Here is a 21,472-nt window from a genome sequence, read left to right on the forward strand (position 1 = left end):
ATGACGAACGCCGCGAAGAAACTACAAGGGGCCGTACCGGGCGACGGGCACGGCGCGTCGAGCGTGCTGCAGGACTCGATACAGACGCTGCTCGGCACGGTCGCCGAGAAGGCACTGTCGTCGGTCTCGGACAAGGTGTCGAACACCTCCGGTCGGCTCACCGACTACGCCGAGAGCGGCGGTGAAGGAGGGCTGCTCGCCGCACTCACCGGTTCCGAGAAAACGGATGACGATGAGTCGCCGGACAAGTCCGACACCGGCGGCGGCTGGTGGGAGGGCGCCAAGCAGATGGTCAAGGACAAAGCCTCCGACGTCAAGGAGGCCGTCACCGGCGGGGGCGGTGGTGGTAGCGGAAAAGGCAAGAAGCTGAAATTGACCAATATCGTCGAAACGATCGACGTCGGAGTCCCGGTCCAGCTGGCCTACAACCAATGGACCCAATTCGCCGACTTCCCGTCGTTCATGAAAAAGGTCGAACGGGTCGAACAGGAATCGGACGAAAAGCTCGAATGGAAAGCGCAGATCTTCCTGTCGCACCGAACCTGGGAAGCGACGATCCTCGAGCAGGTTCCCGACGAGCGGATCGTGTGGCGCTCGAAGGGCGCCAAAGGTTTCATCGACGGGGCGGTGACGTTCCACGAGGTGACTCCCGATCTCACCCGCATCGTCCTCATCCTCGAGTATCACCCGAAGGGATTGTTCGAGAAGACGGGAAACCTCTGGCGTGCACAGGGACGACGAGCACGGCTGGAATTGAAGCACTTTGCACGCCACGTCATGACACAGGCCGTTCTCCATCCCGACGAAGTCGAGGGCTGGCGCGGAGAAATCCGGGACGGTCAGGTAGTCGAGCAGGAGGAGGACGAGGCGCAGCCGGAGGAATCGGAGGATCTCGAGGAAGAGGAAACGGACGAGAGCGAGGGTGAAGAGCCCGAAGGCGAGGAGCCCGAAGGCGACGAGGCTGAGGAAACCAACGAAGACCACACCGAGGAAACCGACGAGGACGCCGGCGAGCAAACGGACGAGGACGAGGAAGCACCGCCGCCGCGGCGCCGAGGTCGCCCGCGCAAGACCGCGGCTGCCGCCGAGGATCAGGCCCCGAAACGGCGAGGTCGCCCGCGCAAGACTGCCGCGAAGACGGCGGGCTCGAGACAAGGAGCACGGCGATGACGGCGATACAACCGGCGGGGGGAGGTGGCGGCGGAGTCAGCGGCGGTCCCAGCTCGAGTAGCCTCGCCGACGTCATCGACACCATCCTCGACAAGGGTCTCGTCATCGACGCCTACGTGCGTGTCTCGCTGGTCGGCATCGAACTGCTGACGATCGACGCACGCGTCGTGGTCGCCAGTGTCGACACCTACCTGCGGTTCGCGGAGGCCGTGAACCGGCTCGAAATCGGCAGTGGCGAGCCGAAGGGCCTGACGGATCTCGTCGGGGACGTCACCGAGGGTGGTGCCAAGTCGAAAACCAAGGGCGCACTCGAGTCCGCGGGCGAGAAACTCGGCGACATCCTCGGCGGAGGTCAGGAAGAACCTGAGCGCGAACGGGTTTCGCGCAAGTCCACTCGAGGGGACAAGTGATGTCTACGTCAAACCAGAGCACCGACGAGCCGCGCACCAGCGGTGTCTACGTGTACGGAATCGTGCCTGCCGATGTGGAAGCCGAAGAAGACGCGGTCGGCGTATGTGACGGACCGGTCAGCACCGTCAAGCACGGCGACATCGCAGCGCTCGTGAGCGAAATTTCAGTAGACAGACCGCTCGGTAAGCCCGAGGACCTCCGAACCCATGCGCACGTGCTGGACGGCACGTCTCGGGTGGCACCGGTGCTCCCACTTCGTTTCGGGGCGGTCATGACCGATGAGGATGCCGTCGCGGAGGAGTTACTCGCGGCACACGCCGAGGAGTTCGCCGCCGCGCTGGAGGAACTCGAAGGCCGAGCACAATACGTCGTGAAGGGGCGATACGTCGAGGAGGCGATCCTCCGAGAAATAATCGAAGAGAACGAACAGGCGAGCAAGCTGCTCGGCACGATCCGAGATCAGCCCGAGGAGACCACCCGCGACGCCCGGATGGCCCTCGGCGAGATCGTGAGCAACGCCATCGAGGCCAAGCGCGACGAAGACACCCGGAAGGTGGTCGAAGCACTCGACTCGCTGTCCGATTCGGTCAACGTCCGGGAACCGACGCACGAGGAGGAGGCCGCGCAAGTAGCCGTCCTCGTCGAGGTCGCCCGGCAGGAAGAACTGGAGAAGGCGGTGGGAGAACTGGCCGAGCAGTGGGACGGCCGAGTCGACATGCGCCTGCTCGGACCGCTCGCCGCCTACGACTTCGTGGTGACGCAGAAACCGGAGGGCTGACCGATGGGTCTGCTGTCGTTCATCGCCACCCTGCCGCTCGCCCCCGTTCGCGGGGTGATCTCGCTGGCCGAGTTGATCCAGCAACAGGTCGAGGAGGAACTCCACAATCCCGCGAGTGCGCGCCGCGCTCTCGAGGAGCTGGAGGACGCCCGTGCGGCAGGCGAGATCTCCGCCGAGGAGGAAGAGCAGGCACAGCAGGCCATCCTCGATCGAATGACCGGAACAGCACATCCCACCGGTCCGGAAAAGGAGTGACGGGCGATGGCAGAAGAGGAGCCACCACCGTTGCCGGCACCCGAGATCGCCGAGATCGCGACGCGTGACATTGCGCAGTTGACCGGCAAGAAACCACTGGGTGCGACATCGGTCATGCCGACCGACGACGGCTGGACGGTGGAGGTGGAGGTAGTCGAGGACCGGCGAATACCGTCGTCGACGGACATGCTCGCGATATACGAGGTGGTGTTGGATCTGGATGGAGAGCTCCTGTCCTACCGCAGAACCCGCCGCTACGTCCGAGGTGTCGGTGACAGCGGGAGCGCGCAGTCATGACCATCGCCGGCGGCGGCGCGAGCAACCTTCCGCAGAGTTCGGGCGGCGGAATGGGCGGCGGGCACCAGTCGACGAACCTCGGCGAGATCCTCGAGCGGGTACTCGACAAGGGGCTCGTGATCGCCGGAGACATCCAGGTCAACCTGCTCGACATCGAACTGCTGACCATCAAGGTCCGACTGGTGATCGCCTCGCTGGAAACCGCGAAGGAGGTAGGCATCGATTGGTGGGAGCACGACCCCTGGCTGACCGGCAGGAACAGCGACGTCGAACTCGAGAACCGGAAGCTGCGGGAGCGGATCGCCGAACTCGAGTCCGACAGGTCTGTTCGTCCTGCCGTGGAGGCCGCCGAAACGGTCGAGGTGGAGGCGAAACGTCAGGAGCAAGACGATGACCGCGGATGACGGCGTGTGGCTCTACAGCATCACCACCGACAGCATCGGCGACGCACAACTCGCCGGTGTCACCGGAGTGGCCGGCGAGCCGGTCCGGGCGGTGGCGTCGGCGGGTCTGGTCGCGGTGGTGGGGACGGTGAGTCTGAGCGAATTCGGGCAGGACCCGCTGCAGCGCAACCTCGAGGACCTCGACTGGCTCGCGGCAACCGCGAGAGCACACGACGCTGTGGTGGCTGCCGTACTGCGCCACGGTCCCACCGTTCCATTGCGGTTGGCGACCCTCTACCTCGACGACGATCGCGTTCGCCTCCTCCTCGACGAACGACAGGAGGAGTTCAGCACAACGCTGCGTCGGGTGACCGGACGAAGCGAATGGGGTGTCAAAGCGTACGGAGACGCGAAGGCTTTGGCGCAGAACGTGAAAGAGGAGCCTTCCGCGACGGGTACTGCGGGAAAGGGGACCGCGTATCTCCTGCGTCGTCGTGCGGAGTTGAGCGCACAGCAAGACGTGGAACGCAGGGCGGCCGGCCACGCGGACGAGATTCACTCCGCGCTCCTGGGCCATGCCGTCGACGGGCTTCGACGGCAAGTCACCGATCCGGTGCTGACCGGCAAACGGGCCTGGATGATCTTCAACGGCACCTACCTCGTGGACAACGCACGGGTCGACGACTTCGCTGCGCTCGTGTCGGCACTCGACACCGAACGCCCGGGCATCACACTGGATCTGACCGGACCGTGGCCGCCGTACTCCTTCGCCGGGATCGACGGGTGAGCCCATGAGCGAGATGGTCCCCGCGGACGACACTCGCCGCATCGCGCTCGTCGACCTGCTCGATCGGGTGCTCGGCGGTGGCGTCGTCATCACCGGTGAGATCACCCTGTCGCTCGCCGACGTCGACATGGTCCGGATCTCGCTGCGCACACTCATCGCATCGGTCAGCGCACTCGTCCCCGACCCGGCCGGGCCGGACCCCGCCGATGACTGAGTCCGAGCCCGTCGATTCGGATGCACCGACCGACATCGGTCGCCGGGTTCTTCCGCAGCGAATCGACGCCGACCCCGAATCCGTCGAGAAGGGCCTGGTCACGCTGGTCCTGACGATCGTCGAACTACTACGACAGTTGATGGAACGGCAGGCGATACGCCGAGTCGAACACGGCGATCTCAGCGACGAGCAGATCGAACGCATCGGCACGACACTCATGCTCCTCGAGGAGCGGATGGCCGAGTTGCGTGAGCATTTCGATCTCACGCCCGAGGACCTGAACATCGACCTCGGACCGCTGGGGCCGCTGCTGTCGAACGAATAGTCCGGACTCACCGAGGTTCGATCAATGTTTGAAGGCGTTCTTGATCTTCTTGCCCGCGTCCTTGAACTTGTCTCCCATCTGCTTGGTGTTGCCCTTGGCCTGTTCCTTGCTCCCCTCCGCCTCGAGGTGGGCGTTCCCAGTGGCCCTGCCGACAGCCTTCTTGGTGGCGCCTTCGGCGGTTTCGACCTTGTGCCGGATCTTCTTTCCCATGTTCATGACGACGTCCTGCTCTCTGCGATCCCTTCTGATTTGCCGAGATCACCACCTTCAGTCAACTCGCACCCGGGGTCGCTGTCGAGAAGCGCGATCGCGGCGTCACCGTCGCAGCAACAGCGCACTGTCCCCGAACTCGTGCCAGAGGTAGCCGTGTGCCAGCGCCTCGTCGTAGGCGCGACGGACGGCCGCCTCCCCCACCACCGATTCGAGCAGCATCAGGTGCGACGCCCCCGGCGCGTGCCAGCCCGTGATCAGGCCGTCCACCACCCGTGTCGGCCTCGCCGCGCTCAGTACCAGGTCCGTCCAGCCGGCGCCCGCCAGCGACATGCCGTCCGAAGTGGCCTGGGTCTCGAGGGCCCTCGTCACGGTGGTGCCGACCGCGATGACGCGACCTCCGGCGGCGCGCCGGTCGTTGACCAGGCGCGCCGTCTGCTCCGGCACCTCGTAACGCTCCGGGATCGGTGGCTCCCCTCGCTCCGGCGACGAGACACCCGTGTGCAGCAGGATCGGCGCCACCACCACGCCCGACGTCACCAGATCGGTAACCATCGGATGGGTGAACGGCCGGGCGGCGCTGGCCATCTCGGCGCTTCCACCGGTGCGTCCGAAGATCGTCTGGTACGACGACAGGGGCCAGCGTTCGTGGACGTACGCGTAGGTGATCGGACGGCCCGAGGTGGCGAGCAGTTCCGCGGCTACGTCCGCGACGCCGTCGATCGAGGCCCGCCACAGCCTGGTCGAACCGAGGGGCCACGGTTCCACGAGCGTCGCAACAACGCCGCGCGGCAGAATGATCCGTGTTCCCGCCGCGACCGCGTCGAGGGCCACGGAGACCGGTCCCGGCGCTCGCACCTCGACCACCCAGTCCCCATCCTCGAGGTCGGTGGAGAAGTGCACGACCACGGGTCCCACCGTGTCGACGGTCCCGTCCACCGCCGCGGCCAACGTCGACGACGCGTTCACCACCACCACGTCGCCCGGCTGCAGGAAGCGCGGCAGCTCGTGAAATCTGGTGTGTTCCACACTGCCCCGATCGGATACCAGCAGCCGCACCGAATCGCGCAGCAACCCCCGGCTCTCCGGTGGACCACTCGCCTCCAACCGCTGAGGCAGCACGAACCGGAACTCGGCCGCGGAGGCGACCCGTGCGCGCGTCACGACGACACCACCGTGTTCGCTGCGACCGCGAGGTCCGCCGCACGGTACCGGCCGCTGGGTGGGCTCGTGTCGAGCAAATGCAGCAACGCTGGTACCACGGTCTCGGGATCGGGCCGATCCGAGATGTCCTCGCCGGGGAACGCCGCCTGATGCATCTCGGTGCGCATGTCGCCGGGATCGAAGGCGTAGACCGCCAGGCCGGGCTCCTCGACCGCCAGCACCGCGGTCGCGTGGTCGAGCGCCGCCTTCGCCGCCCCGTAACCGCCCCAGCCCGCATACGCCTCGACCGCGGCATCCGACGAAATGTTGATCACGGTCCCGCCCGCATTCCGCACATGCGCGATCAGCGCGGCGATCAAGGCCAGCGGTGCGAGCACATCGGTCGCGAAGACCTGCGCCAATGCGTCCTCCGGATACCGGGCGAGGGTGGGCATCGGGCTGGGTCCGAGCGCGCTGGCGTTGTTGAGCAACAGGTCCAGTCGCCCCCGCGCCGCGATCTCGACGGCGATGCGCTCGCGCTGCCGCGGATCGGTCACGTCACCGGGGAGGGCGGTAATGGTGTGAGCCCGCGCGGCAACCCGATCGAGCGGTTCGACCCGCCTCCCGGTGACGATCACCTCCCAGCCGCGCTCCACGAGCGCGAGTGCGCTCGCCCGTCCCAGCCCTGCCGATCCTCCTGTGATCAGCGCCGTCCTGGTGCCGTTCATCGCAGACTCCTTGCCTCCAGTGACATCTGCGACCCATCGTGAAACCTAAAGTCCACTTCATGTCAAGGGCGGTGGGTGGAGCGTGCCGCCTGGCCGATTCACGCGGCGCACACCCGGGGTGGGATTTCAGGGTGGAGCGAACGATAATTGGGGTCCTACCGTGAGACGAACGCGTCGCGGGAGACGGCCCGCCGGAACCGGGCGAGCTGAATCCGGGGCGCCCACCGAATCGAGGGTGAATCGCATGAACACATTCGCGGTGCGCTCGGCGCTCGCGGCGGCCGCCGCACTCGCCATCTTCGCCGCACCCGGTGTCGCGGCCGCGGCACCGAATCTGCACGGGGATCCGAACACTCCGGGAACACAGGTTCAGGTCGAGAGCGAGCCGGGCGACTCGAACAGCTACACCTGCGGGGCAGTGGGCGTCGCGGGAGCCGGAGTCGGGTCGAATTCCTCCGGTGGCGCCGGTCAGGTCAACGGCGCGTACTTCGGTCCCGGCCCCGTCCAGGGCGGCTGCGTAGGTAGCGACGGGTCGGTCTACTTCCCGACCGGCAACGCCGAATGACGGCACACACGAACGAATTGCCGACCGTTCACCGGGCCGACCCACCCGCCGACTAGATCCGCTCGATGGTCGCGAACCAGGCCGGTGCGCCGTCGTCGTGGAATCTCGTCTCGATCCGGTCCGGCTCTATGGCGGCGACCTTCCATCCATCGCTGGGGTCGAACGCCGCTCTCAGCTCGTCCCGGCGGACGGGGTGCGGGCCGGTATCGGGACCATCGTCGCTGAAGCACAACACATACACGGTTCCGCCGTGTTCGGTCACCGACGCCAGACTCGCCACGTAGCGTGGTCGCTCGGCGGCGTCGAACGTGTGGAACAGTCCGCAGTCCAGCACGGTGTCGAACCGGCGCCCCGTACTGTCCAACTGGAACGCGTCGGCCACCGCGAATTCGACCTCGATCCGACGGTCATCGGCCTTCTCACGGGCGATCGCCAGTGCCGTCTCCGCCACATCGACGCCCAGAACCTGCAATCCCAGCGAGGCGACGTGAAGGGCGTTCTCGCCGGTCCCGCATCCCGCATCGAGCACCGCTCCGGCGAATCCACCTTCGGATGCCACCCGCACGATCGCCGGCTGCGGCCGGCCGACATCCCACGGCGCAGGCCCCTCGTGGTATGACGCATCCCAGGGCCGTCCCGTCATCCGTTCGTGGCTGGTTGGCTGCCGACCGCTGAACGGATCGTCGGCGTGGGGTCCTGATCGCTCCGGCAATGTCGTCGCCTCCCTGCAACTCATCGTGCCACCTCATCGTGGCATGGCACTGCGCGGTTCTCGACCCCCGACACCGCGACTTCCTGCTCTACAGACATAGATTGTTCGAATGTCTTAACATACACTTCACGCATGAGTATGAATATCGGAATCGTCGGGTACGGACTGGGCGGCCGCTACTTCCATGCACCGTTTGTCGAAGCGGCAGAGGGAATCACACTGGGCGGCATCGTGACCCGCTCCGCCTCACGTGTCGCCCAGGCTGCCGCAGACTTCCCTGGAATACCGGTGTTCTCGAGCCTCGGCGAGCTCATCGACTCCGGCGTCGATGCCGTCACGATCACCACCCCACCGCAGACGCGGCGCGAACTCGTACTCGAGGCAATCGGGCGGGGTGTGCACGTGGTCGCGGACAAGCCCTTCGCGCCGGACGTCGAGACGGCCCGAGAGTTGGTGGCAGCCGCAGACGACGCCGGCGTGCTGCTCAGCGTCTATCACAACCGTCGATACGACGCCGACATCCGCACGCTGAGGTCGGTGTTGCCGCGACTCGGCGACATCTGGCGTATCGAATCCCAGTTCGACCTGGACGGTGCCGACACGCTCGAAGCCGGCCCAACTGGCGGGTTGCTGCGCGACATGGGCGCACACGTCGTCGACCAGATGCTGTGGTTGTTCGGTCCGGCAGAGAGGGTCGACGCCCACCTCGATTATGTCGACCGGCCGGAGGGGCGCACCGACGCCGGCTTCGTCGTCAACATCGCTCACCGCAGCGGGGTCTATTCGAGCGTCTCGTCGAGCAAGGTCAACCACCTCGAGGGACGACGGCTGCGGGCGTTCGGCAGCTTGGGCGCCTATGTGGCGGACGGTACGGACGTGCAGGCACAGACTCTCTTCGCGGGGACGCGGCCCGTCGACGATCCCACCGGGTGGGGTTACGAACGACGGGAACGGTGGGGCGCCCTCCATACAGCAGAGGGCGCGGAAACGGTCCCGTCGCAACGGGGTGCGTATCAGGACTACTACACGGAATTCGCGGCCGCCGTTGCCGGCACCGGCGAGCAACCGGTGCCTGCCCGCACCGCGCTCGGCACCATCGCGGTGTTGGCAGCGGCGCGTGAGTCCGCGGAGAGCGGCGGCACGGTCGTCGTGCAGTCCGTCGACTGACCGGTAGCGACTGCGGCGGCGCTTGCCACGGTTCGGGGCTCAGGACGCGGAATCGAGAAATTCGGCGACAGCCCTGTTGAACGAATGTGGTCGTTCCATGTTCCTCGCGTGACCTGCGCGTGCGACGACGGTCGGCGCTCCGTTCGGTGCGAGTGCTGCGGCCGCTGCGTCGTGTGCTGACGGCCAGAACTCGCTGTCGGAACCGGCGACGAAGAGCACGGGAAGATCGGTCGCACGGATCGTCGAACGCCAGTCGCATTTCGCATGATCGTTCAACAGGGCGAGTTCCGGTGGCGACAGGGTTCGGTCGACGCGGCCCATCGCGGCGAGTAGGCGGACCAACCGCATGCCGCGTTTCCAGATCGGGGTGCCGTGGCCGGTCGCGGGAATCCCGTCCGCAAAGAATGTGTCGACCTTCTCCTGGTCGTAGCCGTAGAACCCGTACGCCCACTCCGGTGCATTGAGCATCCGCGGAGTCTGATCGACCACAACCGCGGCGCGAAGCCGCCCCGTGCCGTACGTGTCGACGTACGACCAGATCGTGTTTCCGCCCATCGACCCTCCGATCATTGCCGCACCTTGCAGGTCGAGTTGCTCGATGAGGGCGTGCACGAATCCGGCGCGTGTCCGCATCGTCGTGCCGGGCAGCATGGCGGGAGCCGTTCCGTGGCCCGGCAGATCCACCGCGATGACGCGGTGACCTGACTGGATCAGCGACGGGATCTGATACCGCCACGACGTGGCGGGGGCTGTGAAACCCGCCAGCAAAACCACGCTCGACGAGGATCGGCCGTCACCGTGCACGGTGTAGTCGATTCGAGCCCCGCCAGATTCGATGGAAGGCTCTGCTTCTCCTCTCCCCCCACTGGTCCCGGCCGACGCGCCACGGCGCCCGCCTGCGGTCACTGCGACGGTAGTACGGACTCGGGAATCCATCCATGGAGAACATCTCCACTACGGGGAGGGATCCACTGTGGAAACGAAATTCCTGGACCGTCGGGTGTAACGTTCCGGGCCTTCGCCGACACCATTCGAGTAGCTGTGGACGTTGGGCCCACGCATTCGAACAGGACACTACGAAATGCACACCTCACTTCCCCACTCAGAGACGTCGCACGCGGCGAATACTTCGGGCGCAGTGACCCGTCTCCCTCGAATCCGCCTGCGAAACCGGTTCGCCACGGCCGCCGTCGCCGCCGCGCTCGCCGTCATCCCTCTCGGAGCCAGCACCGCCGTCGCGACAGCAGCCGACCATCCCGTCACGACAGTCGCCGCACCCACCATCCCCGGCGACCGCGGTGACCACGGTGACGGCCCCCGCCACGACCGACAACGCGACCAACGGCAAGAACGCAGGGACCAGAGCATGACGCTCGACGAACTCCTCGTCGGATGGAACAGCAGCCAGATCTACCAGATGTGACGACGCGTGACCGAGGACGACGCCAGTTTCGTCGTCCTCGGTCCCGCGCGCCTTTCTCGTATCAGCGTCGGGTGGATTCCGCTCGTCGCTCGTAGCGCGAGCGAGCGAGGGCGTGCGCCCCGCGCAGCAACTCTCGAGTGACTTCGCCGGAGCGAGAGCCAGGCTCGGTGACCGCCAGCCAGCCCAACGGGCCGTAGACGGGATGCGCGATGACGGTGTCGGGCACACCGGCGTCGGCGACGCCCTGTTCTCGCGGTGCGTGGCCGGTTGCCTCGATGAATGCCTCCTTCCCGGCGTGGATGTTCACCCGGAACGCGCCCGCGCGGTCCAGACCCGAGCTTTCGTCGCCGGGGTAGTTCTTGGTGACGATCGTGGCGAAGGGCTGGGTCCTGTCGGGAACGATTCGATCCGGTGAGTAGTAGAAGAAGGTGTCACCCCAGCTGATCTCCGGCGAACCGTCACCGGGGGCAGGCCTGAGCGTCAGAACGTCGCCGAGGCCTTCGACGAAGTCGATGATGTCGTCCATGGTCATAGCTTCCAGCGTTTCATTAAAGTGCTCGTGGAGACCTCGAAGAGCAAACGTAGGAGAAATACGGTGCCAAGTCTCCAATCACCTCATCTGCGGACCGTCGATGTCGCCCGGCGTGCCGGGTGCTCCGTGCAACACGTGCGCAACCTCGAACGCGACGGGTTGCTGCCTCCCGCAACCCGCACCGCAACCGGATACCGCATCTACACCGACGCGCACGTGCAGGCCGCGCTCGCCTATCGGGAACTCGCCATCGGCGCCGGCCCGGTCGAAGCCAAACGGATCATGCGCAGCGTGCACACGTGCCCGGCCGCGACAACGGTCGCTCTCCTCGATGCAGCACACGCCCGACTCCACGCGGAACGAACCGAACTGGCCCTGGCGAAGGAGGCCGCCGATGTGATCTCGACCGAACCGATCGACGACGTGCAGGCCTCGGACTGGATGAGCGTGAGCGAACTCGCCGTCGCCCTCGGCATCCGCCCCTCCACGTTGCGGCACTGGGACACAGAGGGACTCGTCGTCCCCGACCGGGACACACCCACGGGAGCGCGCCGGTACTCCCCGACCCAGGTCGGCGACGCTCGCGTCGTGCATCAGCTGCGAAAGGCCGGTTATCGCATCGCACCTCTCCGCGGGGTCTTGGCACAACTCGGGCACACTTCCGGATCGGGTGACATCGGCGCCGCGCTGGCTGCCCGCGACCAGGCCACCACGGCACGCTCCCGAGCCTTGCTCGATGCAACCGCTGCCCTCACCGTGCTCCTCTCGCTCCAGGAAGGGGTGGTCAGTGCGCGCGCGAAAACACCGCCACGAGAAAGTCGGAATCCTCGGTGAACGGGCGCAGATCCCACGTCGACAGCAGCAGATCTGCCGTGAGGCCGTTGGCCTGAGCGTCCGCGAGGAATTGCGAGAACTCGTAGCCCCGGTCTGCACCGAACCCCACAACCACGCGACCGGTCGGGGCGAGATGGGAGGCGAATCCCGCCAGCACCGACTCGCGGGTCGACGGCGCAAGGAAAGTCATCACGTTGCCGGCACAGACGATCACGTCGAAATCGGCTGTTATGCCGTCGGCCGGCAGATCCAACTCCGCGAGGTCACCGACCAGCCACGTCGGACCGGGGTGATCCTCCTTCGCCACGTCGATGAGCACAGGATCCACATCGACACCCACCACGACATGACCGGCATCGTGCAAATAGCCGCCGAGGCGGCCCAGTCCGCACCCCGCGTCGAGTACCCGACCGCCACGGCCGAGCATTGCATCGACCAGGCGCGCCTCTCCCACGATGTCCTTGCCCTGCGCCTCCATCGCCCGGAACCGCTCGACGTACCACGTCGAGTGCCCGGGATCGGCGGCTGTGATCTCCTCCCACTGGCTGGGGATGCGCTCCTTGGGTGTACGTGCACTCATTACCGATTCCTCCTCGATGCGGCCCGCCCGGCGAGCCACTGCCACCGTATGCGACCCAACCTTCGCACCCCACCCGCAGCCCGACGGTGTTACGCCACCGGACAGTCTCGATCAGCGAGATTCCGGGCCGACGCGGCCGGCCCTCCGAGGAAGATCGAGCCATGCCCGAGCCCGCTCCCGACCGCGTCCGGATCACCGACCGCCTGCACGTCGTGGCCGTCCTGCTCGACACGAAGGACTGGCCGGGGTTCGCGGCGACGCTCACCGAAGATGTCGTGGCCTACGGGCGGACCGGGCGGGCCGACGTGGTCGCCCGCGTCCGTTCCCACCTCGACGTCTGCGGCGCCACGCAGCACCTGCTCGGCAACATCGACGTCGACGTCGACGTCGACGGTGACGCGGCGCGTACTCGCTCCTATTTCCGGGCGTTTCACGTCGGCCTCGGCGACCGTGCCGGCGCGACGTACGAGTGCCTCGGTGAGTACCGCGACGAGTGGCGACGCGGACCGTCGGGCTGGTTGCTGGCCGGGCGGGTGATCGACGTCGGCGCCGAAGTCGGCGACCGCGGTGTCATCGCGCCTCTGAGCTGAACTCGCCGAGTTCCGCCCGGCTCAGCTGTGCTCCCCGCACACCGCGGATGCCGGATCCGGCGCACAGATCTGCTGCCACGTGTAGAAGCCGGAGTTGACCACGACCTGGAGGTTGTCCTTCGTAATGTTCTGCACGGGCAGGAACACCGTCGGCACGGCCATGTACTGGTTGTCGATCGTGCCGTTGATCATCTCCTCCGGAGGGCCTTCGCCGTGGAGGATCGATGTGGTCAGCTGCGCGGCGACCTTCGCCTGGTCGGACAGATTCTTGAAGATCGTGTTGTCGAGAGTTCCCTGCGCGATCAGTTGCAGCGCAGCGAGATTGGCGTCCTGCCCCCCGGTGACCGGGATCCGTCCGTCGAGCCCGCGGCCGGCCAGTGCCGCGACGATTCCGCCTCCCAGGTCGTCGTTCATGGTGACGAACAGCGCGATGTCGTTGTTCTCGCGGGTCAGGCATTCCTCCGCGAATGCCTGACCTTCGGCGGGGTCCCAGTCGTCGATCGCGGTCTCGCAGACCACGCGGATCTTGCCACTGTCGGCGAGTGGCTGCAGATACTCGTCCTGACCGAGCCGAAATTGACGGGTCCCGTATTCACCGAGGTTTCCCTCCACCCGGGCGATCTTCACACCGTCGCCGGGCATCGCGGCGATCAGATCCGCGGCGCGGCTCCCCTGCCGTCGGCCGACCTCGAGTGGATCGAAGATCACCTGAACGTCTGCCGGTCCACCGACCGCGTCATGGTCGTAGAGCACTACCGGAACGTCCGCCTCGGCGGCGGCAGTCAAGGCGCCACCCGAAAATCTCGCGTCCGCGGAGATCACCACAAGCACGGACGCGCCCTCCGCGATCGCCGACTCGACCTGGCTCTGCTGACGGGCAGGATCACCCTCGGCGTTGCGGACCGTCACCGTCGCCTCCGGCGCGAACAGCTCCAGGAAGTCGGTGAACAGGGGTTCGTCTCGCTCCACGAATCGGGTGGTCGTCGTGTTCGGCAAGAAGAAGAAGACCTTCTCCGTTTCGTCGTCGGCCCGCGGTGCAGGGGCCGCGCAGGCCCCGAGCGCCATCGCTGCGACCGCAGCCGCGACGCAGAACGTGCGCACCCTTGTCTTCATGAGCTTGTCTTCATGACCCGCGGATCTCCAGTCCGATCGTGCCCAGTCTGGAGATACCCGCGGGTGACGCAGGCTACTCGCGCACGTCGATGCTTTCGGTGTTTTCCGACCGTGATCGGCGCACACTGTGTGCAGGGATGAGGAGGAGAAGGTGTTCCACCAGGACCGCGGCGTCGTATCCAGCGGAGATCGTGACACTTCGCCGGCCGAGCATCTCCTGAACGAATCCCTGCTCGTCGAACCCGAGGTCCGGCGGCGCCCCTGGCGCGAATTCCTTGCGTCCACACCAGGACGCCTCTCCCTCCTCGCCGTCGTCCTCGTCGCGGTCGCGCTGACGGCCGGCCTCGTGACGTCCGCCGTGGTGGCCGCGCGGCAGCAGCGCATGGAAACCCTTCGCGCCCACACCGAACCGCTCGCGGACGCCGCGCAGAACCTGTTCAGTTCGTTGTCGATCGCCGACGCGGCAGCGACGTCGTCGTTCATCGCGGGTGCCATCGAGCCGCTGGCGGTGCGCGACCGGTACAACCAGGCGATCGGCGACGCGTCGAACGCACTCGTCACCGCGTCGTACGGCGTCACCTCAGGCGACGTCGAATCGCTGCGACTGCTCACCGAGATGTCGCGGCACGTCGCCGTGTACACGGACCTGGTGGCGACCGCACGGTCCAACGACTCCGCGGGAAATCCGGTCGGGGTGGCATATCTCGGAACCGCATCGGCTCTCATGCAGGACACCATCCTGCCTTTGGCCGAACGCCTGTACAACGACCAGGCCCGCGCCGTCGCCGACACGCAGTCCCACACTGCCAGGTTGCCCGCCACCGCCATAGTGGTCGCGTCGGCCGGGGTCGTCGTCCTCGCCGTCGCGCACACGTACGTGGCGCATCGAAGCCGCCGCCGGGTCAATCCCGGACTGGCGTGTGCGACCGTCCTGCTGGCTGCTCTCGTCGTATGGATCGTGGTCGCCGGGCTGTTGTCGACGTCGGCCAGCGAACGCGCACGGATCGACGGCGCGGAGCCCCTCGCGGCGGTCACGAAGGCGAGGATCCTCGCCCAGCAGGCCCGCGCCGACGAGACGCTCGGACTGCTTCGTCCGGGTTTCGATCCAGCCGGGAGCGACTACACCCGGCACACGGACGCACTCGCCGAGATTTTGAATTCGGACGCGTCGCGGAACACCGTCGTCGCACCGACGATCAGCGGGGCGTCCGCCGCGTTCGACGGATGGCGGGGCGCGCACCGGGACCTGCAGCAGAAGCTCGCAGACGGCGACTACCAGGGCGCGGCGGACGTTGCCGTCGGTCCGGGATCGACGGCATCGACGGCCCAGTTCCGGGCCCTCGACGAAGCGCTCGAAGACGCCATCACGGCTCTGCGCACCGAGGAACTCGACGCGATGCGGGAGTCGTACCGCACGATGGCGGCGCTCGCCGTAGGTGGCATCGTGCTCGCCGTTTCCGCAGCGCTCGCCGTCGTCGCGGGGATCGAGCCCAGAGTGAGTGAGTACCACTGATGGTGCGACGACACCCGGAACGGCGACCGCGCTCCGCTCGGCTGCTCGGCAGCCTCGTGCTCGGAGCTGTCCTGATTGCAGGTTGCGGCGCGCCCGATGCACCCACCCCGAGGTTCTCCGGGGACTTCACGGAGTTCCCCCTGTCGGCCGGCGCCCAGCTCATCGCACCGTCCGAGGCGCCGCCGCCGGCCACGGAGCCGTCGGCATGTGCAGCACAGGCCAGTCTCCGTCCGGGGGCTCCGAGCCTCGGTGGCACTCTCGGCGATATCCGTGCCCGCGGCACGGTGGTCGTCGCGGTCGACCAGAACACCAACCTGTTCAGCTTCCGCGACCCGACTACCGGCACCCTCACCGGATTCGGTGTCGACCTCGCGCGGGAGGTTGCACGTGATCTACTCGGCGATCCCACCAGGGTCGAGTTCCGGCCGCTCGGAACCGATGACGGCGCCGAGATGCTCGGCCGCCGCGACGCGGACATGGTCGTGCGTCCGGTTGCCCTCCCCTGTGAGGGTTCCCAGGACTTGGCGCTCTCCACGGTGTATCTCGAGGCATCCCGCCGGCTCGTGGTGCGGGACGGGTCGGGTATCTCCGGTCCTGCCGACCTTGCCCGGCGACGGGTCTGCACGCACCACGACGCGGCGTCGGTGTCGGCGCTGTCGCGTATCGCCCCCAAAGCCACGATCCTTGCGGTACCCGACTGGGACGACTGCCTCATGGCCATCCAGCAGCGACAGGTCGACGCGGTTGCAGGGGCTGCCGTCCTCGCCGGTCTCGTCGCCCAGGATCCGAATCTGGAAATCGTCGGTCCCGAAACCGATTCCGCCCGATACGCCATCGGCCTCGCTCCCGGAAACGACGACCTCGTCCGGTTCGTCAACGGCACACTCGAACGGCTGCGCACAGACGGAACCTGGAGTGCTCTCTACGATCGGTGGCTGTCGTCGCTCGGCCCGGCACCCGGACCACCGTCCCCGCAGTACCGGGACTGACCGGCCCCTCCGACGGCGGCGCCTCCTCTGTCGCCCCGAGTTCCACCACGTCCCGGTTCAGCTCGGATCGTCGTCAGCGACGGTCTCGGGCAGGCCGGTCCCCATCGGGTCGAGCAGGGCGGTCGTGCGGGAACCCCACCGCTCGTGCGCGGATTGACGGGTCATCCCGGCGGCCTTCCCGATGGTCGCCCACGTCGCTCCCTGAAAGCGCAGGCCGAGAACGGTTTCGACGCCGTCCAGCCCGGCGGCGAGCTGGATGCGAAGACTCAGCAGATGCCAGGCCAGGGTCCGCTTTTCGGGAATGCCCGTACCCTGCTCGGCGTCCCACTCCGCCGTACCGGGAAGCGGTCCGGTGCCGATGATTTCGTCAGCGTGACGGCTCGCTTCGGCGGCCGCCGCCGTTATCACCGCGCGAGCAGCGGCGTCGATATCCGCGCTGACGGCGCGTTCGACAAGTTCCATGACAACCTCCCATTTCTGTCAGGCATAGCCTGACAGAGGCGGAACGCGGCGTCAAGGATTACCTGACAGATGTGAGGCATGCGACCCGAAGGTTCGCCACTTCACCTGAACCCTGTCGATCCCTCACCGAGCTGCGCTGCGAGATGAGTGATGTCGGTGGCCGAAATGTCCCAGCTGCCTGTTGGCGCGAGATCGTCGGTCTGGTGCGGTCCGTGCTCGACGGGCCGGAGAATGAACGCAGTGGCCAGTCCCGCAGCGTGCGCGGCTTCGAGGTCGTCGTTGTGGGCGGCGGCGAGCATGACCTCGCCCGGATGAAGACCGAGAAACTGCGCCGTTTGCAGGTAAGCCTCGGGATCAGGTTTGTATTTTCGGTTGATGTCGGAGCCGATGATCACGTCCCACGGGATTCCGGCGTTCTTGGCCATGTCGAGCAGAAGTGAGGTATTGCCGTTCGAGAGCGGGCCGATGATGTACTCGGCCTTGAGTGCCGTGAGACCTGGCACGCTGTCGGGCCAGGGGGTGAGCACATGCCAGGCGCGCGCGAGCTCGTCGAGCTCTCCGGCATCGTGATCCGAGGGGTCGATGCCCGATTCGCGGAGCGCGAAGTCGAGGTTCTCGCGGTGCAAGATATCGAGAGTCACGAACTCGCGGGTGCCGGAAAGGATGGCGTCCATGGAGGGCTGGTAACGGGCACGCCACCGGTCGGCGAACGCAACTGCGTCCACCTCGAGCTGATGGCGCGCCGCGTAGTCCGCGACAGCGGCGGCGATACCGGAGCGCCAGTCGACAACGGTGCCAAAGGTATCGAACAACACGGCGCGAACATTGCGTCCCGTCGACGGGGACCGGAACTGCACACGAGCCATGGGCGCCCTTTCGACTCGAACGTACGACGTGGCATGAGAATAGTGCCGTCATGCCACGCCGTCGGCGAATCGCACGGACCGCCCGTGGGCGAGCGTCTGCTTCAGTACCGGGAGTAGTGCTGTCCACTCACCTGTTCACCGGCGCAGATACACTTACGATCGAGGCTTCGCGCCGAGGTCACGGCACAGAAGCGAATCCCGAGCGCATCGTGGGAATCCGTGCTGTGTGGGCATGCCGTGCACGACGCCGCCGATTCCACCGCCGACACGGGGCTCGGTGACTCGGACACGAGTAAATTCGACACATCAGTCGGGTTCGACGCCATGGCGGCGCTCCAGTTCTCGGCCCTTGGACTGCGGGCCGGTGTGGGCGCCGAGGACGACATGGCACGACCGCGCATATTCGAATAACCCTCGACACCCACCACGCTACTCCCCCTACCGCCCACCACCCTCCGATCACGGGTGATTGCCGAGTCGTCAGGGAGCGTACGGCGCTGCGGGCGGCGTGACGACCTGAGCGGCCTACGTGAGACCTGCACCGAATCCGATGAGCAGTGCGGTGCCAGCGGTGTGCGTTCGACCGGTCCGTAGGAGTGTCTCCATGGTCGGAGGGACGGAACGGAAGTCTGTTGTAGCTCTTCTGCATTCGCTGTCGTATCAAGTCACAAGACTTCTCCGCTGTTGCACCCGAAACATACATCGGTGGCCTCCGCCGGGTGCGACGGCAGACGCTGCCGAGTAGAAATCGCACACTTCCGCCCAGCGCCGGCGGGTCCGACAATAGGGAGCGTGAGTTCTCGACGTTCCGCCGCAGAGTGGGCGCGGAGTCAGGTCCATGCGGTGTGTGACGATCCTGCAGCCCGACTCGAGCTGATCGCCCGTACCTATCACGGTCCGATCGGCAACGCACCCCGGCACTTACCGTTCCGCCGGGCGGCTTTGTCGTTCATGCGCTGGCAGATCGGCCGCGGCGTGCTGGCACCGCTCGGTGCGATGCCGCCCGGCAGTCCGTGGTGGCGAGCGGTCAACGAGCGGCTGATGCGCGACGGCTGCGAGGCTGTCGCCCGGAGCGGCGGAATGTGCGGGACGCCGTCCTCGCACACCGTCGATCTGTGGATGCTGTTCGTTGCCGATCCGACCGCACGCACGTGGTACCGGGCCCACAATGCGAGCATCGCCTCCGCCTACCTGGACCACCGCGACCTTGCCTGCACGGAGAGCCGTCCGGAGCGCTTCTTCCTCAACGTCGTACTGCTCCGTGTTCTCTATGCCCATGCCCTGGTCGCGGCGCCGCGTCTGGCGCTCGGGCGGCTCGCGCCGGCCGGCCCACTTCTCGGAGATCCCCGTCTCTCGATGACCGGGATCTTCCTGTCCCTCTCTCGGGTCCTCCCCGACCGATACCCCCTCGGGGACGACGTCGCGGCGTATGTCGCCGCTGAGCACAACGTCGGTGAGATGCTGGACTACGGCCTGATCGGGCCGCGGCTGCAGCAATTGTACGAATGGTCAGCCGACGAACTCGACGAGCCGGGGCTACTCGACTGCATTTGCGACGGTAGTCCTACTTATGCCTGGTCCTACTCTGATCGCGAGGTATGGCATCCGGCGAGCCCGGCCGTCACGATTCGCGCGGTTCGGCGGATATTGCCGGCGAACTAGGGGGTCGACCTCGCTGTCCGTACCTCACCCGGCCGGCTTCGGACGTCGCTCTGCAGCAGCGGTGGATACACGGTGGACGATTCCCCGTCCACCGTGGTGCCGGCGAACAGGAGCATCGCCCGCTGCTCGCCGTGCATCGGCGCCGGATAATTCAGTGTCGGCGCCGAGACTTCGTCGAGCGTGCGGAGGTGTTCGGGGCTGAGGGTCACCTCCAGGCCGGCGATGTTATCCGTGAGGTGCTCGACGCGCCTGGCGCGGAGGATAGGCACGACGGTCCCGGATCGGGCACGCAGCCAGGCCGGCGCAACGGCCGCCGAAGTGGTCGCAAGGTCGTCGGCGATTGCGGCGACGGCGTCGATGACCACGAACTCGGCGTCGGTCGGACCGCCGACGAAGGCGGTGCGGGCGGAGTCGGTGACCTCTGTGCCGCGGCGATATTTGCCGGACAGGAAACCGTTCTTCAGTGGGCTCCACGGGAGTGCATCAGCGTTTCACCGGCACTTTCGAGGAGTCACTGCCATGAGCCCCGTGCAGTTTCAGAAACGAATTCGACTGCAACACGCCCGCTCGATGCTGGTCGCCCACCCCGGTGACGTCGCGGGCGTCGGGCATCGTGTCGGCTACGACAACCCCTCACAGTTCAATCGCGAATACCGCCGCCTGTTCGGCGCCTCCCCCGGCAAAGACGCTCACGGCATACGCACGAACACCGCACTATCGCACGCCGGCCCCCTGCCCTGACGGTTTCCGGGTCCTCTCGAAGGGGTAAGCGTCGCGGGAAGCGCCTCTCACTGATTCGACGAACTTATCAGTCCGGCTTGCCGATTCGACAGAAGACGAAGAAGGGTACGAGAATGGCCGACCAGTACGTCCGGCAGGATCCCACTACGCAGTACCCCGCCCCCGATCGCGAACACCAACCGGAGTTACCGCACCCGGGACTGACCTCCGACATGGTGACCGCCCCGGATCACGGCGAGAAGTCCTATCGGGGAAGCGGCCGCCTCGACGGTCGCCACGCCCTGATCACCGGCGCGGATTCGGGCATCGGACGGGCGGTGGCGATCGCGTTTGCTCGCGAGGGTGCCGACGTCGTGGTGAGTTGCCTGGAGGCCGAGGAGTCGGACGCACGGGAGACCGTGCGACTGGTGGAAGAGGCCGGACGACGAGGCGTCGTCGCGACCGGTGACATCACGTCGGAGGACCACTGTCAGGCTCTCGTGGATCTGACGGTCCGTGAACTCGGCGGTCTCGACATACTCGTCAACAACGCGGCCTTTCAGATGGTGCAGACGGGTGGTATCGCCGACATCACCACCGAGCAATTCGACCGTGTCCTGCGCACGAACCTCTACGCGCTGTTCTGGTTGTGCAAGAAGTCCGTCGCGGTCATGGAACCTGGATCGACGATCGTGAACACCTCGTCGATCCAAGGGATGAATCCGTCTCCCGGGCTTCTCGACTACGCCACCACGAAGGCAGGGATCATCGATTTCACCAAGGGTTTGGCGGCTGATGTGGCGAAGCGGGGAATCCGGGTCAATGCCGTTGCACCGGGGCCCATCTGGACGCCGCTGATCCCCGCGACAATGCCCGCCGACGGTTATCGGCAGTTCGGGGACGACGTGCCTCTGGGCAGGCCCGGCCAACCGGCCGAACTGGCACCCGCGTACGTATTCCTCGCATCGAGCGAATCCAGCTACGTCACCGGAGAAGTGCTCGGCGTCACCGGCGGGACGCCCTTCACCTGAGCACCGCGTGAG

29 protein-coding genes and 2 pseudogenes are annotated in these 21,472 nt (G+C 66.6%); 19 read left to right on the forward strand and 12 right to left on the reverse strand.

Annotated features, from left to right (window positions below; all coding sequences use genetic code 11):
* Genes QM806_RS23290 through QM806_RS23330 form a run of 9 tightly spaced genes read left to right on the forward strand, consistent with a single transcriptional unit; the run spans position 1 to position 4,620 of the window.
* Positions 1 to 1,170, forward strand: a complete 1,170-nt coding sequence (locus QM806_RS23290; RefSeq protein WP_283293012.1) for an SRPBCC family protein — start codon at positions 1 to 3, stop codon at positions 1,168 to 1,170.
* Positions 1,167 to 1,580: a gas vesicle protein GvpJ gene (gene gvpJ, locus QM806_RS23295; RefSeq protein WP_005246459.1), complete on the forward strand. Its 414-nt coding sequence runs from the start codon at positions 1,167 to 1,169 to the stop codon at positions 1,578 to 1,580. Before QM806_RS23290 ends, gvpJ begins: the two co-directional genes overlap by 4 nt.
* Positions 1,580 to 2,359 (forward strand): GvpL/GvpF family gas vesicle protein, encoded by a 780-nt coding sequence (locus tag QM806_RS23300; RefSeq protein ID WP_005564556.1) that lies wholly within the window; start codon positions 1,580 to 1,582, stop codon positions 2,357 to 2,359. The genes gvpJ and QM806_RS23300 overlap by 1 nt, the downstream gene beginning before the upstream one ends.
* A 3-nt stretch (positions 2,360 to 2,362) precedes the next feature.
* Positions 2,363 to 2,614: a gas vesicle protein GvpG gene (locus tag QM806_RS23305; RefSeq protein ID WP_005564558.1), complete on the forward strand. Its 252-nt coding sequence runs from the start codon at positions 2,363 to 2,365 to the stop codon at positions 2,612 to 2,614.
* 6 nt (positions 2,615 to 2,620) lie between these two features.
* Positions 2,621 to 2,911 (forward strand): gas vesicle protein GvpO, encoded by a 291-nt coding sequence (locus QM806_RS23310; protein ID WP_005564559.1) that lies wholly within the window; start codon positions 2,621 to 2,623, stop codon positions 2,909 to 2,911.
* Positions 2,908 to 3,315, forward strand: a complete 408-nt coding sequence (locus QM806_RS23315) for a gas vesicle protein (protein ID WP_005262632.1) — start codon at positions 2,908 to 2,910, stop codon at positions 3,313 to 3,315. Before QM806_RS23310 ends, QM806_RS23315 begins: the two co-directional genes overlap by 4 nt.
* On the forward strand, positions 3,302 to 4,081 hold the full coding sequence (locus QM806_RS23320) for a GvpL/GvpF family gas vesicle protein (RefSeq protein WP_265145985.1): 780 nt from the start codon (positions 3,302 to 3,304) through the stop codon (positions 4,079 to 4,081). The genes QM806_RS23315 and QM806_RS23320 overlap by 14 nt, the downstream gene beginning before the upstream one ends.
* Before the next feature lie 4 nt (positions 4,082 to 4,085).
* Positions 4,086 to 4,295 carry a gas vesicle protein gene (locus QM806_RS23325; protein WP_005262634.1) on the forward strand — a complete coding sequence of 70 codons (210 nt, stop codon included), beginning with the start codon at positions 4,086 to 4,088 and terminating at the stop codon, positions 4,293 to 4,295.
* Positions 4,288 to 4,620, forward strand: coding sequence for a gas vesicle protein K (locus tag QM806_RS23330; RefSeq protein ID WP_005262635.1), 333 nt, complete (start codon positions 4,288 to 4,290; stop codon positions 4,618 to 4,620). The genes QM806_RS23325 and QM806_RS23330 overlap by 8 nt, the downstream gene beginning before the upstream one ends.
* A gap of 21 nt (positions 4,621 to 4,641) precedes the next feature.
* Here the strand turns inward: QM806_RS23330 and QM806_RS23335 are convergent, their stop codons facing one another.
* From QM806_RS23335 to QM806_RS23345, 3 genes are all read right to left on the reverse strand, one after another.
* A complete protein-coding gene (locus QM806_RS23335; protein WP_005262636.1) occupies positions 4,642 to 4,836 on the reverse strand; it encodes a CsbD family protein in 195 nt (64 codons plus the stop codon).
* Between the two features lie 99 nt (positions 4,837 to 4,935).
* On the reverse strand, positions 4,936 to 5,994 hold the full coding sequence (locus QM806_RS23340; RefSeq protein WP_265145986.1) for an S-adenosylmethionine:tRNA ribosyltransferase-isomerase: 1,059 nt from the start codon (positions 5,992 to 5,994) through the stop codon (positions 4,936 to 4,938).
* On the reverse strand, positions 5,991 to 6,701 hold the full coding sequence (locus QM806_RS23345) for an SDR family NAD(P)-dependent oxidoreductase (RefSeq protein ID WP_005564561.1): 711 nt from the start codon (positions 6,699 to 6,701) through the stop codon (positions 5,991 to 5,993). Before QM806_RS23345 ends, QM806_RS23340 begins: the two co-directional genes overlap by 4 nt.
* Before the next feature lie 244 nt (positions 6,702 to 6,945).
* On the opposite strand from QM806_RS23345, the gene QM806_RS23350 reads away from it, so the two are divergent.
* Positions 6,946 to 7,266: a hypothetical protein gene (locus tag QM806_RS23350; protein ID WP_005246478.1), complete on the forward strand. Its 321-nt coding sequence runs from the start codon at positions 6,946 to 6,948 to the stop codon at positions 7,264 to 7,266.
* Between the two features lie 52 nt (positions 7,267 to 7,318).
* On the opposite strand, the gene QM806_RS23355 is transcribed toward QM806_RS23350, so the two are convergent.
* Positions 7,319 to 7,909 (reverse strand): class I SAM-dependent methyltransferase, encoded by a 591-nt coding sequence (locus QM806_RS23355; protein WP_005564563.1) that lies wholly within the window; start codon positions 7,907 to 7,909, stop codon positions 7,319 to 7,321.
* A gap of 201 nt (positions 7,910 to 8,110) precedes the next feature.
* Here QM806_RS23355 and QM806_RS23360 point away from each other — a divergent pair, with 201 nt between their 5' ends.
* Entirely contained in the window at positions 8,111 to 9,145 is a 1,035-nt protein-coding gene (locus QM806_RS23360; RefSeq protein ID WP_005564565.1) for a Gfo/Idh/MocA family oxidoreductase, read from the forward strand.
* A gap of 39 nt (positions 9,146 to 9,184) precedes the next feature.
* Here QM806_RS23360 and QM806_RS23365 read toward each other — a convergent pair whose 3' ends face one another.
* Positions 9,185 to 9,919: an alpha/beta fold hydrolase gene (locus QM806_RS23365; protein WP_231137595.1), complete on the reverse strand. Its 735-nt coding sequence runs from the start codon at positions 9,917 to 9,919 to the stop codon at positions 9,185 to 9,187.
* 364 nt (positions 9,920 to 10,283) lie between these two features.
* Between QM806_RS23365 and QM806_RS23370 the strand changes: the two genes are divergently transcribed.
* On the forward strand, positions 10,284 to 10,568 hold the full coding sequence (locus tag QM806_RS23370) for a hypothetical protein (RefSeq protein ID WP_005564568.1): 285 nt from the start codon (positions 10,284 to 10,286) through the stop codon (positions 10,566 to 10,568).
* Positions 10,569 to 10,629: 61 nt separating this feature from the next.
* On the opposite strand, the gene QM806_RS23375 is transcribed toward QM806_RS23370, so the two are convergent.
* Positions 10,630 to 11,100 carry a DUF6194 family protein gene (locus tag QM806_RS23375; protein WP_005564569.1) on the reverse strand — a complete coding sequence of 157 codons (471 nt, stop codon included), beginning with the start codon at positions 11,098 to 11,100 and terminating at the stop codon, positions 10,630 to 10,632.
* A gap of 63 nt (positions 11,101 to 11,163) precedes the next feature.
* Here QM806_RS23375 and QM806_RS23380 point away from each other — a divergent pair, with 63 nt between their 5' ends.
* A complete protein-coding gene (locus QM806_RS23380) occupies positions 11,164 to 11,934 on the forward strand; it encodes a MerR family transcriptional regulator (RefSeq protein WP_005564570.1) in 771 nt (256 codons plus the stop codon).
* Here QM806_RS23380 and QM806_RS23385 read toward each other — a convergent pair.
* Positions 11,885 to 12,514, reverse strand: coding sequence for a class I SAM-dependent methyltransferase (locus QM806_RS23385; RefSeq protein ID WP_005262736.1), 630 nt, complete (start codon positions 12,512 to 12,514; stop codon positions 11,885 to 11,887). The two genes, QM806_RS23380 and QM806_RS23385, sit on opposite strands and share 50 nt — an antisense overlap.
* A 161-nt stretch (positions 12,515 to 12,675) precedes the next feature.
* Between QM806_RS23385 and QM806_RS23390 the strand changes: the two genes are divergently transcribed.
* Complete coding sequence (locus QM806_RS23390; protein WP_283293020.1) at positions 12,676 to 13,104, forward strand: nuclear transport factor 2 family protein; 429 nt, start codon at positions 12,676 to 12,678, stop codon at positions 13,102 to 13,104.
* 21 nt (positions 13,105 to 13,125) lie between these two features.
* Here the strand turns inward: QM806_RS23390 and QM806_RS23395 are convergent, their stop codons facing one another.
* Positions 13,126 to 14,217, reverse strand: a complete 1,092-nt coding sequence (locus tag QM806_RS23395) for an ABC transporter substrate-binding protein (protein WP_043788706.1) — start codon at positions 14,215 to 14,217, stop codon at positions 13,126 to 13,128.
* 151 nt (positions 14,218 to 14,368) lie between these two features.
* On the opposite strand from QM806_RS23395, the gene QM806_RS23400 reads away from it, so the two are divergent.
* Complete coding sequence (locus tag QM806_RS23400) at positions 14,369 to 15,730, forward strand: GlnX family signal transduction membrane protein (protein ID WP_005262739.1); 1,362 nt, start codon at positions 14,369 to 14,371, stop codon at positions 15,728 to 15,730.
* Complete coding sequence (locus tag QM806_RS23405; protein ID WP_054247430.1) at positions 15,730 to 16,719, forward strand: glutamate ABC transporter substrate-binding protein; 990 nt, start codon at positions 15,730 to 15,732, stop codon at positions 16,717 to 16,719. The genes QM806_RS23400 and QM806_RS23405 overlap by 1 nt, the downstream gene beginning before the upstream one ends.
* A 57-nt stretch (positions 16,720 to 16,776) precedes the next feature.
* Here the strand turns inward: QM806_RS23405 and QM806_RS23410 are convergent, their stop codons facing one another.
* The 3 genes from QM806_RS23410 to QM806_RS23420 all read right to left on the reverse strand — a co-directional run bounded on the left by QM806_RS23410 (position 16,777) and on the right by QM806_RS23420 (position 18,448).
* Complete coding sequence (locus QM806_RS23410) at positions 16,777 to 17,181, reverse strand: hypothetical protein (protein ID WP_054247429.1); 405 nt, start codon at positions 17,179 to 17,181, stop codon at positions 16,777 to 16,779.
* A 101-nt stretch (positions 17,182 to 17,282) separates the two neighbouring features.
* On the reverse strand, positions 17,283 to 18,047 hold the full coding sequence (locus tag QM806_RS23415; protein WP_054247428.1) for a haloacid dehalogenase type II: 765 nt from the start codon (positions 18,045 to 18,047) through the stop codon (positions 17,283 to 17,285).
* A 101-nt stretch (positions 18,048 to 18,148) separates the two neighbouring features.
* Positions 18,149 to 18,448, reverse strand: coding sequence for an RGCVC family protein (locus tag QM806_RS23420; protein ID WP_320443183.1), 300 nt, complete (start codon positions 18,446 to 18,448; stop codon positions 18,149 to 18,151).
* 391 nt (positions 18,449 to 18,839) lie between these two features.
* On the opposite strand from QM806_RS23420, the gene QM806_RS23425 reads away from it, so the two are divergent.
* Positions 18,840 to 19,709, forward strand: coding sequence for a hypothetical protein (locus QM806_RS23425; protein WP_043788708.1), 870 nt, complete (start codon positions 18,840 to 18,842; stop codon positions 19,707 to 19,709).
* Here the strand turns inward: QM806_RS23425 and QM806_RS23430 are convergent.
* Positions 19,706 to 20,188, reverse strand: a pseudogene (locus tag QM806_RS23430) (aldo/keto reductase); the annotation flags it as partial. The gene QM806_RS23425 and the pseudogene QM806_RS23430 sit on opposite strands and share 4 nt — an antisense overlap.
* On the opposite strand from QM806_RS23430, the pseudogene QM806_RS23435 reads away from it, so the two are divergent.
* Positions 20,187 to 20,450 (forward strand): annotated as a pseudogene (locus tag QM806_RS23435) (helix-turn-helix transcriptional regulator); the annotation flags it as partial. The pseudogenes QM806_RS23430 and QM806_RS23435 sit on opposite strands and share 2 nt — an antisense overlap.
* A 113-nt stretch (positions 20,451 to 20,563) precedes the next feature.
* Positions 20,564 to 21,460 carry a glucose 1-dehydrogenase gene (locus tag QM806_RS23440; RefSeq protein WP_005564586.1) on the forward strand — a complete coding sequence of 299 codons (897 nt, stop codon included), beginning with the start codon at positions 20,564 to 20,566 and terminating at the stop codon, positions 21,458 to 21,460.
* Positions 21,461 to 21,472: the final 12 nt, after the last annotated feature.

It is taken from the genome of Rhodococcus sp. IEGM 1351, from assembly GCF_030056875.1.
GTDB classification, from domain to species: Bacteria; Actinomycetota; Actinomycetes; order Mycobacteriales; family Mycobacteriaceae; genus Rhodococcus_F; species Rhodococcus_F opacus.